The organism is Tenacibaculum sp. FZY0031 (assembly GCF_036350695.1).
Classification (GTDB): Bacteria; Bacteroidota; Bacteroidia; order Flavobacteriales; family Flavobacteriaceae; genus Polaribacter.
Genome location: NZ_JAZDVY010000001.1, coordinates 246,729 through 261,151, shown reverse-complemented (window position 1 = coordinate 261,151; position 14,423 = coordinate 246,729). Strand labels below are relative to the sequence as shown.

The following is a 14,423-nucleotide window of genomic DNA, read 5'->3' as shown; positions in this document are numbered from 1 at the left end:
TTTGTATCAATATTTTTCTCTTTGCTTCGGAAATTGAAAACTATACGGAAATGTGTCGCATAAAAAAATCCGAAACGTTATTGAGGCTTCGAATTTTTCATATATAAGTTGTTGTTATTTCTATGTATGAAGAAAATCGCGAAGCATGTGTACACAAGAACCTGGTTCTTTTACTGTACTTATGTTTAATTGATATTTGAACATCGTTACTTCGTTTTTAAAAATTATTATTTTATTGTTGAGTATGTTTATACTTCAATTACTCTCGGTATAAAAATTACTGGTGCAAAGATGTGAGCCTTTTTTGAATTACACAAGTTTAAATCGATTTTATTTTACTGAAAATCAAGCCCTTATGTTAGCTTAGGCATATAGGTGTCCTGTCCGAATTTCTTCAGATTAGTAACCTATTGGTTGTAAGCTATGTAGCATTTTACATGTAACTTTCAAAGACTTGAAATTTTATATAAAAAAAGCGTCCAAATTATATAATTTGGACGCTTTTAGTGATTTTATACTACCATAACCTTATTGATAACTCCATAAAAATCGCTTTTGAGCGTCCGATATGTGTATGAATTGCATTAGCATAGGTTAAATTTCGTTTTATTAATTTATAAAATATGGAGAACCTTCATTCTCTTTTTTTTCTTTCTTAAAATGCCTATGGCATTGGTAATATCTCTACTACTATTCCATATACATTCTTAGTCCATCCGTTTATTCTTCCATGATTGTTTCCTATTTGTAACCCTCTTTTATTGTTTTTTCCTTTTACAAGGTGCGTAAAACAGTTTCCACGAACTTTGCAATACACAATATCGCCAACCTTACAATCTTCCCAGTTTATTGGTTTTAGTTTTACAGGTTGCTTAGATTTTAAAATAGGTAACATAGAATTACCTGGCTCTTTTGAAATAATGGTTTCTCCATTATTTAATTTTTGAATTTTCCAATTCATTAGTATTGTATTTTATAAATTATGTAAAACACTATTGCCTTACATATCTCATAAAATTTCTAAGCCATTTCAATGAACTACTGCAAATATGATATTTTTAGTTGATTTTACCTATTAGATTGATTTTAAATTAATGTTTCTATTTTAATTAACTCTTTACTTTATTGCCAAAGTGGTTTCAGAGAAACCTTGCTGATATCTATTCCTATAAAACGAGATGTCCAACAGTCTGCAACTAAAACTCCTATTTCGAAATTACACTTTGAACAAACTTGGTTTAATGTACTGAACTCACTTGGTCCACAACAGCCATTAAACCTTATTGATTCTTTATGGTCTTTAAGCAAAATACTCTTTGTATTAATCAAATAACCTATAGGTATTTCAAAATTATAATCAACCTTTGAGGCTTCTATATATTTACCATTAGGTAATAATTCTGATTCATCAACAAATTTAATCTCATCAAATTTTGATTTTTTTAGGGAATTGATAGTCAAAAGATTATTACAGTTTTTACAGTATAGTTTCATAACTTATCTTTTATTTCTATTCTTTATTTTCCAAGGAGCGTTTTTTTGCCAATCTCCTGCCATAATACATCCGTAAGGTAACACTTCATCTATTACTTCACCTAAACCAAATTCTTCCATTTGATTACGTACAGTTTCAGCATTTTTATATGCTGATGGTAATTCAGTAATATCTATTTCGTTAGAAAAGAAACGTACATCTAAGCCTTTGGTTTCTTCTTTAAGTATTTCTTCAAAGGTTCCTGTTTTATTTTTTCTATGTTGCGTTCTGCTTACATTTCTTCCTGCTCCATGTGGAGCAAACCCTAAATTAGTCTTAGTCGTTTTTCCCTCAACTATTAATACAGGTTCACTCATATTTAAAGGAATTAATCTTGGACCTGTAATATCTGGCATAAACTTAGGGTCTAATGGTGTAGCTCCTTTTGCATGATAAAACAAATCCCCTTCTTTAAACACAAAATTATGTTCGTTCCAAAATCGGTTTTCTTTTTCAATTCCTACTTTTTCTAAAGTAGCGTCATGTAATACCTCATGGTTCATTTTTGTCCACTTTCTTATAATTTGTAAGGCTTCCCAGTATTCTTTTCCTTCTTCAGTCTCATAAGGAATCCATGCATTTTGTTTTAGAGTCTGTGGTGATAATTCTTTTCTAAATCGTTCGGCAACTTTCATTCCTTTTGCATATAAGTTTGCTCCAAAACCTCTACTTCCATGATGGGTAACCAGCATTGTTTTTCCTGTCCTTTTTGATTTCCCTACAAATAGAAAATGGTTTCCATCTCCTTGTGTTCCTAAATGAGAACGTGCTGTTGAAATACTTTTTTGATTGTTTAAAAACATATTATTCTCAATTTCTTCTAATAAATTTATTGGAAACTTAAATTGATCTTCTCTTGAACGCCCTCCATAACCAAAATGTGTAACACTTTGTGCTGCATCTAATACTTCTTTAGGATTTGCTTTTCCAAAATCAGTTAGCATTACCGAACAACAAATATCTGCACTATGCATTCCTGGATGAATGGCGTTCTTAGCAACCACCACACCTCCTACTGGAATGGTTCCTGTTGATCCCGTTGGACAAGCATCAGGCATAATAGCACCATTTAGCAATGTTGGGGTTTTCATTAATACTTCCATAGAACCAATTACTGAACTCACATTTGTTTCTTCTAGCTCATTTTCTGCTTTAATGTTTATATTAAAGTTCGCTGGTTTTTCTAACAAAGGTATTTGAGGCGCTGGCCTATACTGTTCTAAATATTTCAGTATTTCTACTTCAGTCAACTCATTAGAATTGATATATTCCATCGCTTCAGGAAACCATTTCCCTGATTTAAATCCCATCTCGATTAAATCTTTTCCTGTAATTTTTCTTGCATCAAGAATATTGTTTTTTATTTCCATAATTAATTTTTTAAAATCTTCTTTTTTCCAATGAACATTGAAAATTTCACTACTCACATTTTTATCCTTTGAGTTATCTAATTCAACGGTTAATTCATCTAGTGATTTTAAAACATTATTGAATTCATAGTGACTAATTACTTTTTTTAACTCTTCAACTTCAAAATCAAATGCATCAATACCACAACATTCTGCAACACAATGTATTTCCATATCATTCCAAAACTCTTTATTTAAAATTAAATAAATATCTGCGTTGTAACTTTCTCTAGTTTTCATTCTTTTCTGTTTTAAATTGTTCTGTTTTTTCATAGCATTTCCCCACTTAAACGACCTTTTTTTCTGAATCACACTGCAAATATTTTACTGTATTACGCAATCTTTTTGCGTACTAAAAAAGAATTCATCATTTTTACTAAAAAATTATACAATGGCTTCTAATAAAAACGCCCTAATTCGATATAAAACAATTGATCAATGCCTCCGAAACACCATGCGTACTTGGACTTTGAATGATTTAATTGATGCTTGTTCTGATGCTTTGTACGAATACGAAGGAAAAGATATTTATGTGAGTAAAAGAACCGTTCAGTTAGATATTCAATTGATGCGTAGTGATAAATTAGGGTACAATGCTCCGATTGAAGTCTATCAACGAAAATATTACCGTTATGCTGAAGAAGGGTATTCTATTATGAATATTCCTGTGACTGAAAACGATGTAAAAGTGATGAATGATGCTATTCAAGTATTACGTCAGTTTAAAGACTTTTCTTTATTCAAAGAAATGGATGGCGTACTACAACGTTTAGAAGATTCGGTATATTCTTCTCAAAAACACAATAGAGCTATTATTCATTTAGATAAAAACGAACAGCTAAAAGGCTTGTCATTTATAGATCCTTTATACAATGCCATACAGGAAAAAAAGGTATTAAAGGTAAATTATCAGTCGTTTAAAGCAGAAAAAGCTAGTACAATAACCTTGCACCCACAATTATTAAAGGAGTTTAATAATCGATGGTTTTTATTAGCCCTTGTAAAAGGTAAAGAGACAACCTTAGCTTTAGATCGTATAAATTCTGTAGCAGAAGTTGAAAACACAACCTATATAGACAAAGCGATTAATGGTGATGTTTATTACAAAGATGTTGTTGGTGTAACAGTTTCAAATACGAGACCACAGCGTATTGCTTTTTGGGTAGATAAATCTAATACTCCTTATGTACTCACGAAACCTTTTCATAAATCTCAACGATTGATAAAATATACAGATGACGGGGCTATCTTTAATATTTTAGTAATTCCGAATTATGAATTAGAGCGTTTAATTTTGGGCTTTGGTGATAGTATAGAAGTGTTAAAACCTGAAAGGCTTAGAAAAAGAATGCTTCAGAAACTAGCAAACTCTCTAAACAGATATACTGTTAAAAAGTAGATATCGTTTTTATTCTTTTCACACAACAAAAAAGCGGACTTTTAATCCGCTTATATTATTTAGTATTGTTAATTACCAGAAGGACAGCCACCTGGTAAATGACAGCACCAATCGGTACTAGGATCTCCACTAAATTCACATTCTCTAATACCACCCCCTCCATTGATAGCTTTTTGTTCTGTTTTGTTTAGGGAAGTACCTAAATTTGTAATCTTTTGTAACATCATATAAAGTTTTAAGTTCTTCAAATTTAGATAATTACAAATAACATGAAGAGTTAAAAACCATAATAGAGTTACGGTAAAACCATAAATTTTTAATTATAGAGCTTATAACATTACTTAGTTAATGAGTTGATTCACAAAACATAAAAGCAATTGTATTTTTATTTACTCTTAAAAATTCGTAAATTTATAAGGCTCCTATTCTTACGCTTACTTAAGTAAGTGTAATTTGAAATAACAAAAGTAATAACTCTACCCTCTTTGTTTTATTGACTTTTTCTTTAAGCATAACCGTAACATTTATAATACCATGGCCATGAACAGATTTACCATCCTTTTCGGTATTTTAGTGATGTTCTTACTTGCTGGAATCCGTATAATCTTTGAATATAAAAGAGCTATTAAATTTAGGTTTGGTAAATACATCAAAACCTTAAATCCTGGCTTTAGATGGATTATTCCATTTATTGAAACCATTCAGATTGTTGACATTCGGATGATTACTTTTAATATAGATTCTCAGGAAGTAATGACTGAAGATAATGTGCCTTGTAGTATCGATGGGGTTGTTTTCTTTAAAATTTATGACCCTGAGCGTGCCGTTTTAGAGGTAGAAGAATATAAGTTTGCCATTACACAATTGGCACAAGCAGCACTTAGGGATGTTTGCGGTAAAGTTGAATTGGACACCATACTCTCCAAACGAGAAGAAATGGGAAAAAACATCAAGGAGATTGTAGAGTTGGAAACTAAAGAATGGGGAATTGAAATAAATGATGTTAAAATAAAAGACATCCAATTACCTGAAAATATGCGTCGTATGATGGCTAATCAGGCAGAAGCAGAACGTTCTAGAAGAGCGCGTATTATTCTTGCCTTGGCAGAAGAACAGGCTGCTTCTAAACTTTTAGAGGCAGGTAAACTTATAGATCAATCTCCTTCGGCTATCAAGCTACGTTTGTATCAAACACTATCGAATATTGCAGTAGAGAAAAACTCAACAATCCTGTTCCCTTTTCCTGAGGAAGTATTACCAACTAAAAAAAAGAAGTCTAAATAGACTCAGAAGTTTGGTCTATTTAGACTTTATTTATGTTACTTATTTATAGTTGTATCTAGAATAATCTCTTTGCTATCTACGGTTTCAAATAAATCGTGAAGAAGGTATTGCAACGAACTAGGAGTTACTTCTTTTAAATAGTGTAATAAATCCTTCGTTGTAGCATATCTGTTTGTAGTTGTTTTTATTTTTCCGCTGTAGGTATTCCAGTCTTCAATAAATCGTTGTAATGCCAAGTTTACCTTAACCTCTCCTATTTTATCTTGTAATATGTACATTGCCAAAGCACCTTTGTTGTAATACACATAGTCTTGATTTTCTACCAATGCTAAAGAAGGTTCTGGGATTTTAGTTTTCTTTCGTTCTCTATGATAGGTTTCTTCTTGATAGGCTAAAAACTGGGTTATTTTTTCCTTCGGATAATTGTTTTTTAACACCATTAAGGCGCCGTATTGTGCTAAGGTTTCTAAAATCATGTGTTTTCCTTGTACGTTAGCTGCTTCTACCTGCATTCCCCACCATTGATGCGCCACTTCATGCGCTGTTACATAAAAAGCCATATCTACATCTTTCTCGTCATCAATATCCAACACAAAACCAATCGCTTCAGAAAACGGAATCGTACCCGGAAAAGACTGCGAAAACTCTGCATACCTAGGAAACTCCATAATGCGTAGTTGTTTATACTGATACGGACTGAAATGCGTACTAAAATAATCGAGCGATTTTTTCATAGAAAGCATCATTCTATCTAGATTGTAATTGTGTTTTTTGTGGTAATAAATTTCTAAATCTACCGCATTGTTTTTATACAGCCATTTATCTTTTACAGTAGTATATTTAGCAGAAACAACGCTGTAAAAATTAATCATCGGCTGGTTCATTTTATAATGAAAATAGTTGCGTTCTCCTTCTTTCCATTGCTTGATTAAATTTCCAGGAACCACCGCTGTTTGATCTGATGCGGTTCCAATCACCATTTCGAAGTGTATTCCGTCAGAATCGCTTCCTGAACGTGCGTTTACAAGTTCATTCGTGTCTTCTCTCCTAAGCTTATTCAATCTTGGCGCTAACTGAAATTTCGCTCGTTCGTCGGCATCTCGAAGTTCATATTTTCTGTTGTAACCTATTGTTGGAAATTCCTCATTGTTGAAAAACGTTCCGTTGTGTACTATATGCGTTTTTGGGCTTTCATCACTAAACCCTTTTGGTGTGTAGGTTTGCTTAAAACTCATCTTTATAGAGTCATTAGGTTGTAGCTCTTTGGATAAATTGTAAACGGTATACTCAAATGGGTCGTACGGAGTACTTTCTGTCGTAGCACCATCAAAGGTTACGGAAGCTAATTGTACATGTGATGCGATTAGCTTTTGAATATGAATTTCATTGATAGGCTTATCAAACGTATTTTTCAGTACATAATAACCTTCAACGTTATAAGCTCTTGTTTTAGGATACAATTCTACTTTTAAGTTTACTGTAGTGATTTTTGGTTGCGGAAGGTATTCAAACGATTTTAACGTCTTTTCGTAGTTAACTCTAAAGGCTGTTTCTTCAGTATTGGTCCAATAATCGTTAAGAATATTGGTATTGTAAAATATATAGCTTCCTATACCAAAAAAAAGCATTCCTGCAACAATTAAATATTGTTTCAATGGCTTTGTGATTCGGTATTTTAAAGCTTTTAAGCGTTTTATAAGATGCGTTTCTGTACCTCTTGTTATTAATAACGCACTAATGAGTAACAACATGATACAAAATACCAACCAGTAGGCTTTAACCCATAAATAAGGTTGTAAAAAATGTCCATAACCATTCATTGCTGAATACGTACCTAACGTTTTACCTCCAAACTTGTATAAACTGTGTTGAAATCCAAGATATTCTGAAGCAATATTTGTGATGAAGAACAGGAGTACTAAAAAGATACCCACAAATTTATGATTACTAATTGCTTGGAAGAAAAAGGCTACAAAGGTGTATAATAGTAAGAATGGTAGAATTTCTACAAAAAATCCGTAAAAATAAATAGTTAACTCAAATTGATAGTATCCATTAGCCACCTGAAATAAGATTCCTGTAGCAATCAAACTCAACATCAACACTATATACATAACGATAAGTGCCATAAATTTACTGGTAAAAACAACCACATCTGAAATGGACGTTGCATCGTATATCAGATTCAGTTTAACAGTACGTTCTTTCCAGATAAGTTCTCCTGAATAAAATATAAGAATGATGATAAAAAAGTACATCGACATTTCTTGTAACTCTTCTACTATAAAGTAGGTTGCTGGATAACTATCTACCTCATAAACAGTTCCTAGATTCACAGAATTAATTAAAATGATGATGATTCCACAAATCACAATTGCCCAAAACGATGTTTCTTTCAATAGTGATTTTACATAAAATTGAGAAAGCCTTAGTAACTGCAAACACTGAGTTTTAAAGTTATACTTAATGTTTGTGGTAGGAATTGAGTAAGTTGTATTTGTAGGGTTCTTTGACTTCTTCCTTAATTCTAGTCTTTTTCGTTTAGGTGTTTTAGCCAATAAACTAAACGAAAATTTACGGTAACCAATTAGTAAGATAACTATACCTAACAAACTCCAAAACAATTTGTTGTAAAGCACTACTCCACTAAATGATATTTCAAATGCATTGCGCTCTACAGCCGATAAATCCTTAGCTACCTGTGTTAAAGTAGTTAACGAAAAAGGATCTAAAATTGCTTGTGAAAACTCATTTGTTACCGCTTTGGTTAGTAAAAAGACCACAAATAAAATAATACCTTGTGTATAAACAACTAACAATTTTCTACTCAACATTCCAGACACAAAAAACAGGCTAGCTCCGAAGAACAGTATGGGTAAAACAATGATTATAAACGATCGTATATAGGTAACTGCATTAAAGGGTAACATCTCTTTATGCCAAGGCATGTGCTCGCCTACCATCATACCAAACAGTACTCCACTAAAAATGATAAGCAATACCGTAAAGGAACCTACAAATCGTCCTACTAAATAATCGCGCTTTTTAATGGGGTTTGTAAATAGCAATGCTTCTATATTGTACTGATAATCGCGAAGTATAGGAACTCCCATAATCATAGATGCCATTATCATAAAAATGCCTGTAATGGCTCCCATGGTTTTCGCTATGATTAGCGGACTATTTTTCTTCATCAACCCTATTTCTACTCCTTGAAAAACAAAGTCGACACCAACGATTGAAAACAAAAAGAGAAATACAAAAAATACATACGTTTCTGGGCGTTTAGCTCTATACTTTAGTTCAAATTTGAATATTTCGTACCACATAATTTTAGCTGTATTAATAGTTATTAATTTGTGAGAAATACACATCTTCTAATCCAGCAGATACGGATGTAAATCCATTCTTTGGATCAGATTCACTTACAATATTTATGATGGGTTTTCCTAAAAATAACTTTTCATTAATAACCCTGTACTCTTGTTTATACTGCGCTAACTCTTGCTTTTTAATTGTTTTTTGGTATACTTTTCCTTCTAAGTTTTCTATTAGTTTTAAAGGACTTCCTTTTAATACCACTTGTCCTTGATTGATGATGGCCATATTGGTACACAATTCTTTAACATCCTCTACAATATGTGTTGATAAAATAACAATTGTATTTTCACCAACTTCGCTTAACAAGTTGTAAAACCTGTTGCGTTCAGCAGGATCTAATCCCGCAGTAGGCTCATCAACTATAAGTAATTTAGGACTGTTAAGTAATGCCTGTGCAATCCCAAAACGTTGCTTCATTCCTCCCGAATAACCATCTAAATTTCGTTTTCTTGCTTCGTACAAATTTGTTTTGTGTAATAATGCTTTTACCAGTTCATATCGCTCCTTTTTATTGGTTATTCCTTTTAATACTGCCAAATGATTTAATAAGGCTTCAGCAGATACTTTTGGATATACACCAAACTGCTGTGGTAAATACCCCAGTACTCTTCTCACCGCATTCTTATTGTTTGTAACATTTAGATCATCAAGTACTACAGATCCTTCATCAGCATCTTGTAAAGTGGCAATGGTTCGCATTAACGTTGATTTTCCTGCTCCGTTAGGGCCTAGTAAACCAAACATTCCTTTGGGAATTTCTAACGATACATTTTGTAGTGCTTTTACACCATTTGCATAGGTTTTACTTAAATTTTTAATGGTTAAACTGTTCATTTCTTAATTGTTTAATTGATATTGAACAAACCTAGCCTTACCCTTTATACTAGTAAAAGTTATGTGATGAACCTATAGTGTTATGTGATACAAATAGTACTATAGGCTATAAAAGTATTTTATCACAGTTAACCACATTTTTATCCACACAAAAGAGATGTTTGTCAACTAATTTGTGAGGCGTATTTTATTTGACTAATATTGACTTATGAATTTTAGAATTACGGATAAAAAGAAGGCTATTATAAAGCGTGTTTATAGCATAGTTCTTGTCTTAACAGGAGTTATCATTGTTGTTTTTAATGATACTTTTGGTAAGTTAGAAGGCTTTATAGAATTTATAACGCTCTACTTTTTAGTGGTATTTTCCACTTTCTTTTATTGGTTGTTTAAACAAATAAAGTCCATTATTCGATTGAAAAATGAAAAAACGAAAACGGAGTTGATGCATTTAAAAAGTCAAGTAAATCCTCATTTCTTTTTTAATACACTTAACAACCTTTATGGTTTGGTAGGTAAAGATGCTAAAAAAGCACAAGAGCTTATTTTAAAACTCTCCGATATGATGCGTTACAGTGTTTATGACGGTGAAAAAGATACGGTGTTACTCTCTGAAGAAGCAACGTATCTACAAAACTATATCGAACTTCATAAAATGCGTTATCATAAAGCTATTGATATACAATTCAAGATTGATATAACAGATAACGATTATAAAGTAATGCCCCTACTTTTTATTATTCTTTTAGAAAATGCCTTTAAACACGGTGTAGAAAACTTGAGAAAAAGCGCTTATGTACATTTGAGTTTAACAGCTCATCAAAATGCGATACATTTTGAAATTGAGAATAATTTTGACGCTACAGAAGAAAGTCAAGAAGAAGGCATCGGTTTGCAAAACTTAAAACGAAGATTAGAGTTAGTGTATCCTAAAAATCATACATTGACGACTTCTAAAACTGATGATATTTATTTAGCTAAACTAACTATTACAAACCTATGATTAAGTACATTATTGTAGACGATGAGCATATTGCCCACGATATTATTAAAGGCTATTGCGATTTATTACCCACTATGGAGTTTAAAAAGCATTGTTATGACGCTATTGAAGCTTTAGCATATCTAAACAAACATCAAGTAGATTTAATTTTCCTCGACCTAAATATGCCTAAACTAAAAGGATTTGAGTTTTTAAAAACATTAACTTCTCCTCCTAAGGTAATCGTTACTACAGCCTACCAAGAATTTGCCCTTGAAGGTTACGAGCTTAACATTGTTGATTATTTACTTAAGCCCTTTGGTTTTGAACGCTTTTTAAAAGCGGTTAATAAAGTAATTGGTACACCTCAAAATAGTCAAATACTAAACATTCCTAAAAGCAATACTGAAAACACCAACAGTATTTTTCTTCGTAGCAATAAAAAGTATATTCAAGTAACAATTAATACCATTCAGTATATTGAAGCAGCAGGGAATTACACCAAAATAGTGACCACCAATAATACGGTTACTATAAGAGAAAAGATATCCGATGTATTACAATCTCTACCAGAAAGTGATTTTTTACAAGTGCATAAATCGTTTGCTGTAACTAAAAAATATATTCACAGTATTGAAGGTAATAGAATTTTGATAGGAGATCATGTGATTCCTATTGGAAAAATGTACAAAATGAATATCGATAAATTATTGAGCTAATTACCTATCCTACTCCTAATACCCTCATTTTCAATAGACAAATTAATCTTATAGTCACTTAACAAAACTTTAACGACTATAAAAATAGTTTTATTACTATAACTATAGTTGTAGTAATAAAATAATACTATATTTGCTGCATGAATGAACTTACAAAAGCTGAAGAACAAATAATGCAATATGTATGGAAGCTCAACAAAGCTTTCTTAAAAGATATTGTAGAGCAATTTCCTGAACCCAAACCTGCCTATACTACCATATCAACAGTAGTACGTGTTTTGGTAAAAAAGGGGTTTCTCAATTTCGAAACCTTTGGTAAAGTACGACAATACTCACCTACTATTAGTAAAGAACAGTATTTTAAAAAGCATTTTAAAAATGTAATTGGTAGTTTTTTTAGTGGCTCTAAAAGCAAATTTGCTCTGTTTTTTGCAGAAAATGAAGACTTTAACTTAACCGAATTAGAAGAAATTAAGAGTCTTATTGAAGATAAAATAGAAACCTTAAAAGAAAAAAATGACTAGTTTTTTAATTTATCTCATTCAAAGCAGTCTGGTATTTTCTTGCTTATACCTGCTTTATATTATTATAGGTAGCCGGGTAACGTTTCATCAAACAAACCGATTCTTATTACTCTTACTACCTGTGGTAGCTTTGTTAGCTCCACTGTCTTACTTGCTAACGTTGGAAGCGCCATCAACCATCATACAAATTCCTCAATTCAATGAATTTGTCGCAAATAGCGAGACTGTCTTAGTAGATACTATTGAAGAAACAAGTACACAAACCTATAATTTTAAAACCATCCTTTTCGGTTTATATCTACTAGGTTGTTTATTGGTATTTTTACGTATGCTACATTCTATTTGGTTACTTTTTCAATTAAAACAGCAATCAAAAGTTACACATAACGGTAATGCTCAATTAATACGCACCAATCATCACAGTACTTTTTCTTTCTTTAATTGGATATTCATTTCTAAACATGTAAATCCTTCAGAAAATAGATTAATCATAGCACACGAAAAAGCACATGTAGCATTAAAGCACTCGATAGATGTGCTACTTGCTGAAATCTATATAGTATTCTTTTGGTTTAATCCGTTAGTATATATGTATCGAAAATCGTTGAAATCGATACACGAATACCAAGCAGATAGTTGGGTATTAAATGGAGCTACTAAAACATCTAACTACTTAGCAGTTCTTTTACAAAACATCGAAAAAGAAACAGCAACTTCAAATAGCTTGTACAGCTATTTTAATCAATCCGTAATCAAAAAGCGAATAGATATGATCACAAAGAAGCCTACGGCTAAGGTGTACAAGTTCACCTACTCAGTATTCATTATGGGTACTGTAAGTTTGTGTTTGGCATTTACGAAGCCAAACACAACTGAAAAATTGGTACCTGGTACTACTCCGCAATTAGCTAAGGAGTTGGTACTTGACCCTCCCACTCTTTTTCCTGTGCAAGGGAAAAGTAAGAAGGACATCAGTAGCTCTTATGGAAAGAGAAGAAACCCGTTGAAAAATGGAAAAAAAATGATGCATAACGGTATTGACATCAAAGCACCAATAGGAACGCCTATTGTTGCGACTGCCGATGGTGTTATTGCCAAAGCAGCTGACCAAAACAAATGGGGGAACCTAATTGTAATTGAACATAGCGATGGGTACCAAACCTGGTATGCACACTTGCAAAAGTTCAACGTTACCAAAAACCAAGCTGTTAAAAAAGGAGATGTTATTGGGTATGTTGGTAATACTGGTGCATCTTTAGGTGCGCACTTACATTACGAAGTACATTATAAAGAAGCACAGGTTAATCCTATAAACTTCATTAAATAATAATGTATAACTAAAGCAATTCTCCCATAAAACTAATGGGAGAATTTTGTTTGATAACCTTTCCAGAATAAGAATAACACAATGATTAAAAACATATTACGAATTATACTACTATCTGTTTTTTTCTATAGCTCTATATACGCACAGTCTATCAGTTTTACTTTCGATGATGGTACTTTAGGTGACAGACCTGGCTATTCTTTTGAAAAATGGAACGCTCTATTGCTTCAAAAACTAAAAGACAACAATGTAAAAGCTACCTTATTTGTTACAGGGAGAGGTAAAGACAGTGAACGAGGAAAATATTTATTAGAATCTTGGAATAATGACGGACACAGTATTGCCAACCACACGTATACACATCCTAATTACAATAATCCTAAAGTAACTTTTGAACAGTTTAAAAATGAATTGCTAAAAAATGATAGCCTCATTAAACAGTATTCTAATTATCAAAAATATTTTCGATTTCCATATCTTAAGGAAGGCAATACCAAAGAAAAAGTTGAAGCTTTTCGCAAGTTCTTAACAGAACAACATTATAAAAACGGATACGTAACTATTGATGCTTCTGATTGGTATATTGACAGTCGTTTAATCAAAAAGTTACGTACTGATCCTTTGTTCAATATAGGTAAATTCAGAAAATTTTACCTTGAACATCTATGGAGTCACGCTCAATTTTATGAAAAGTTGGCTTTTGAACTTACAGGGCGACATGTTAAGCACAACTTATTGCTTCATCATAACCTTGCCGCTGCCTTATTTATAGATGATGTAATTCAACTATTTAAAGAAAAAGGTTGGAAAGTACTTTCTGCACAAGAAGCATATACTGATCCTATTTATACGCAAATTCCTAATAATGCAGGAGAGAGTTTGATATATGCGTTAGCTAAAGATTCTAAAAAATACGAAGGTAAATTGCGTTATCCTGCTGAAGATAGCAGGTATGAAAAGCAAAAAATGGATGATTTAGGCTTGTGATAAAACACAAAAAACTGCTTAAGAAAAATACTTAAGCAGTTTT

General features: G+C 32.1%; 13 protein-coding genes. 7 read left to right on the top strand and 6 right to left on the bottom strand.

Features of this window, described 5'->3' with window-relative positions; all coding sequences use genetic code 11:
- Nucleotides 1-664: 664 nt before the first annotated feature.
- The 3 genes from V1T75_RS01215 to V1T75_RS01205 form a co-directional block, all read right to left on the bottom strand.
- A complete protein-coding gene (locus tag V1T75_RS01215) occupies nt 665-961 on the bottom strand; it encodes a S26 family signal peptidase (RefSeq protein WP_208857159.1) in 297 nt (98 codons plus the stop codon).
- A gap of 161 nt (nt 962-1,122) precedes the next feature.
- Nucleotides 1,123-1,494: a hypothetical protein gene (locus tag V1T75_RS01210; protein WP_330486735.1), complete on the bottom strand. Its 372-nt coding sequence runs from the start codon at nt 1,492-1,494 to the stop codon at nt 1,123-1,125.
- Between the two features lie 3 nt (nt 1,495-1,497).
- Nucleotides 1,498-3,183: a DUF6331 family protein gene (locus V1T75_RS01205; RefSeq protein WP_330486734.1), complete on the bottom strand. Its 1,686-nt coding sequence runs from the start codon at nt 3,181-3,183 to the stop codon at nt 1,498-1,500.
- Nucleotides 3,184-3,334: 151 nt separating this feature from the next.
- Between V1T75_RS01205 and V1T75_RS01200 the strand changes: the two genes are divergently transcribed.
- Entirely contained in the window at nt 3,335-4,342 is a 1,008-nt protein-coding gene (locus V1T75_RS01200; protein ID WP_330486733.1) for a helix-turn-helix transcriptional regulator, read from the top strand.
- Between the two features lie 68 nt (nt 4,343-4,410).
- Here the strand turns inward: V1T75_RS01200 and V1T75_RS01195 are convergent, their stop codons facing one another.
- On the bottom strand, nt 4,411-4,566 hold the full coding sequence (locus V1T75_RS01195; RefSeq protein ID WP_330486732.1) for a hypothetical protein: 156 nt from the start codon (nt 4,564-4,566) through the stop codon (nt 4,411-4,413).
- A 316-nt stretch (nt 4,567-4,882) separates the two neighbouring features.
- Here V1T75_RS01195 and V1T75_RS01190 point away from each other — a divergent pair, with 316 nt between their 5' ends.
- Complete coding sequence (locus V1T75_RS01190; protein WP_330486731.1) at nt 4,883-5,626, top strand: slipin family protein; 744 nt, start codon at nt 4,883-4,885, stop codon at nt 5,624-5,626.
- Between the two features lie 35 nt (nt 5,627-5,661).
- Here V1T75_RS01190 and V1T75_RS01185 read toward each other — a convergent pair whose 3' ends face one another.
- Together V1T75_RS01185 and V1T75_RS01180 are read right to left on the bottom strand one after the other, a co-directional pair.
- Complete coding sequence (locus V1T75_RS01185) at nt 5,662-8,955, bottom strand: M1 family aminopeptidase (protein WP_330486730.1); 3,294 nt, start codon at nt 8,953-8,955, stop codon at nt 5,662-5,664.
- Nucleotides 8,956-8,968: 13 nt separating this feature from the next.
- Complete coding sequence (locus tag V1T75_RS01180; protein WP_330486729.1) at nt 8,969-9,841, bottom strand: ABC transporter ATP-binding protein; 873 nt, start codon at nt 9,839-9,841, stop codon at nt 8,969-8,971.
- 208 nt (nt 9,842-10,049) lie between these two features.
- Here V1T75_RS01180 and V1T75_RS01175 point away from each other — a divergent pair, with 208 nt between their 5' ends.
- The 5 genes from V1T75_RS01175 (at nt 10,050) to V1T75_RS01155 (ending at nt 14,380) form a co-directional block, all read left to right on the top strand.
- Nucleotides 10,050-10,844 (top strand): sensor histidine kinase, encoded by a 795-nt coding sequence (locus V1T75_RS01175; protein WP_330486728.1) that lies wholly within the window; start codon nt 10,050-10,052, stop codon nt 10,842-10,844.
- Nucleotides 10,841-11,542 carry a LytR/AlgR family response regulator transcription factor gene (locus V1T75_RS01170; protein WP_330486727.1) on the top strand — a complete coding sequence of 234 codons (702 nt, stop codon included), beginning with the start codon at nt 10,841-10,843 and terminating at the stop codon, nt 11,540-11,542. Before V1T75_RS01175 ends, V1T75_RS01170 begins: the two co-directional genes overlap by 4 nt.
- A 140-nt stretch (nt 11,543-11,682) precedes the next feature.
- Complete coding sequence (locus tag V1T75_RS01165; protein ID WP_330486726.1) at nt 11,683-12,066, top strand: BlaI/MecI/CopY family transcriptional regulator; 384 nt, start codon at nt 11,683-11,685, stop codon at nt 12,064-12,066.
- Nucleotides 12,059-13,393: a M23/M56 family metallopeptidase gene (locus V1T75_RS01160; RefSeq protein WP_330486725.1), complete on the top strand. Its 1,335-nt coding sequence runs from the start codon at nt 12,059-12,061 to the stop codon at nt 13,391-13,393. Before V1T75_RS01165 ends, V1T75_RS01160 begins: the two co-directional genes overlap by 8 nt.
- Before the next feature lie 81 nt (nt 13,394-13,474).
- Nucleotides 13,475-14,380 carry a polysaccharide deacetylase family protein gene (locus tag V1T75_RS01155; protein WP_330486724.1) on the top strand — a complete coding sequence of 302 codons (906 nt, stop codon included), beginning with the start codon at nt 13,475-13,477 and terminating at the stop codon, nt 14,378-14,380.
- Nucleotides 14,381-14,423 lie beyond the last annotated feature (43 nt).

Excerpts from the sequence above, each read along its gene's own strand:
- V1T75_RS01215 (WP_208857159.1), bottom strand. The coding sequence starts at position 961 with ATGAATTGGAAAATTCAAAAATTAAATAATGGAGAAACCATTATTTCA.
- V1T75_RS01210 (WP_330486735.1), bottom strand. The coding sequence starts at position 1,494 with ATGAAACTATACTGTAAAAACTGTAATAATCTTTTGACTATCAATTCC.
- V1T75_RS01205 (WP_330486734.1), bottom strand. The coding sequence starts at position 3,183 with ATGAAAACTAGAGAAAGTTACAACGCAGATATTTATTTAATTTTAAAT.
- V1T75_RS01200 (WP_330486733.1), top strand. The coding sequence starts at position 3,335 with ATGGCTTCTAATAAAAACGCCCTAATTCGATATAAAACAATTGATCAA.
- V1T75_RS01195 (WP_330486732.1), bottom strand. The coding sequence starts at position 4,566 with ATGTTACAAAAGATTACAAATTTAGGTACTTCCCTAAACAAAACAGAA.
- V1T75_RS01190 (WP_330486731.1), top strand. The coding sequence starts at position 4,883 with ATGAACAGATTTACCATCCTTTTCGGTATTTTAGTGATGTTCTTACTT.
- V1T75_RS01185 (WP_330486730.1), bottom strand. The coding sequence starts at position 8,955 with ATGTGGTACGAAATATTCAAATTTGAACTAAAGTATAGAGCTAAACGC.
- V1T75_RS01180 (WP_330486729.1), bottom strand. The coding sequence starts at position 9,841 with ATGAACAGTTTAACCATTAAAAATTTAAGTAAAACCTATGCAAATGGT.
- V1T75_RS01175 (WP_330486728.1), top strand. The coding sequence starts at position 10,050 with ATGAATTTTAGAATTACGGATAAAAAGAAGGCTATTATAAAGCGTGTT.
- V1T75_RS01170 (WP_330486727.1), top strand. The coding sequence starts at position 10,841 with ATGATTAAGTACATTATTGTAGACGATGAGCATATTGCCCACGATATT.
- V1T75_RS01165 (WP_330486726.1), top strand. The coding sequence starts at position 11,683 with ATGAATGAACTTACAAAAGCTGAAGAACAAATAATGCAATATGTATGG.
- V1T75_RS01160 (WP_330486725.1), top strand. The coding sequence starts at position 12,059 with ATGACTAGTTTTTTAATTTATCTCATTCAAAGCAGTCTGGTATTTTCT.
- V1T75_RS01155 (WP_330486724.1), top strand. The coding sequence starts at position 13,475 with ATGATTAAAAACATATTACGAATTATACTACTATCTGTTTTTTTCTAT.